Origin of the sequence: Hamadaea tsunoensis DSM 44101 (assembly GCF_000428945.1) — a bacterium.
Taxonomy (GTDB): Bacteria; Actinomycetota; Actinomycetes; order Mycobacteriales; family Micromonosporaceae; genus Hamadaea; species Hamadaea tsunoensis.
This window is the reverse complement of the sequence record NZ_AUAX01000067.1, coordinates 1-1,568: the sequence shown is the minus strand read 5'-3', so window position 1 is coordinate 1,568 and position 1,568 is coordinate 1. Positions and strand designations below refer to the sequence as shown.

Below are 1,568 nucleotides of genomic sequence, written 5' to 3'. Positions count from 1 at the left end.
GAGCAGTCGTGCCAGGACCGGTCGGCGGGCAAGTGTTCGACGATCTACTACTCGTACTACCTGAACGCGGCATCCAATGTGGATCCGCGTAATGATCAGGTGACCGAGACCCGCGACGGCCGTTCGGCGTCCGCGACCGACAACACCTACCTGACCAAGTACGAGTACGACACCTTCGGCAACAAGACCAAGATCACCGATCCGCTGGGCCGGGTGACGACCAGCAGCTATACGGACGGGACGACCGTGGCCGCGGCCGACGGCGGCTTCGCGCCACCAGGCTTGCCGTACAAGGCCACCGCGCCCGGCGGGGCGACGCAGACGACCACGTATTTCAAGAACGGCGACATCGCGCAGGTGACGGATGCGGCGGGACTCGTCACGAAGTTCACCTACGACGGGCTCGGGCGTGTCCTGAGCCGGACAGAGATCTCGGACGGTTTCCCCAGCGGCGTGGTCACGACGGTCGGTTACGACAAGCTGTCGCGCATCGTGTCGCAGGCGGACCCGGCCAACACGAACCGTGTGACGGGCGCCAAGCACACGCCGACGACGACCACCGAGTACAACTACGACGGTCAGGTCACCAAACAGACCGTCGCGGACACCACCGGCGGCGACGCATCCCGGGTCCTCGGCACGACCTACAACGCGCTGGGCCAGGTGCTCACCTCGACGGACGCCGACGGCAGCACGACGACGTACGGCTACGACCTCTACGGCAACATGATCAAAGAGGTCGATGAGACCGGGGCCGAGACCGACTACGTCTACGACGCGAACGGGCACATGCTCACCACGACGTTGATCGGGTGGAAGGGCGGCGACCCGGACAATCCGACGACTCCGACGAACCTGGTGACGGAGTCCCGGGCGTACGACCCGGCCGGCCGGTTGGCGTCGATCACCGACGCGATGGGTTACGTCACCGCGTTCACCTACACCGACAACAACCTCCAGGTCGGTGTGGTCAAGAAGAACATCGACGGTACGCAGACCTACGCTGCCGAGACGACCGAGTATGACGCGGCCGGCAACGAGATCCGGCAGCTGGACAACAACGGGGTCTCGGACACGCGATACACGCTCGACGCGGCGAGCCGGGTGACCAGCGAGGTCGTCGACCCCAACGGTGTCGCCCGCCGGACGAGCTACTCGTACAACAACGACGACCTGGTCACCGCCAAGTACTACTCCGACAACACCGGCTACACGGCCGGTGTGGGGAGCAATTACGACACCGCGGGGCGTACCACGAGTGAATGGGTGCGGACGCTCGGAGCGGGCAAGCCTGATGGCTGGTGGCGGCTGAACGCCAGCGCGGGCACGGCCGTCGTGGACTCGTCCGGCGGGGATCTGCCGGCGACGGCCACCAGCGGTGTGACCTGGAGTGGCGGGGCCGGTGTCTTCAACGGAACCACCGGAGCCGCGACGACCGCGGGCCCGGTGCTGAACACCACGCAGAGTTTCACGGTGTCGGCGTGGGTGAAGGTCAACAACACCACCGCCTCGCAGACGGTCGTGTCGCAGGACGCGGGCACGAACGCCGGGTTCTACCTGCAGTACTC

At 66.1% G+C, this 1,568-nt stretch carries 1 pseudogene; it reads left to right on the top strand.

The features are described from left to right. A pseudogene (locus G401_RS51440) lies at positions 1-1,568 on the top strand (hypothetical protein); the annotation flags it as partial.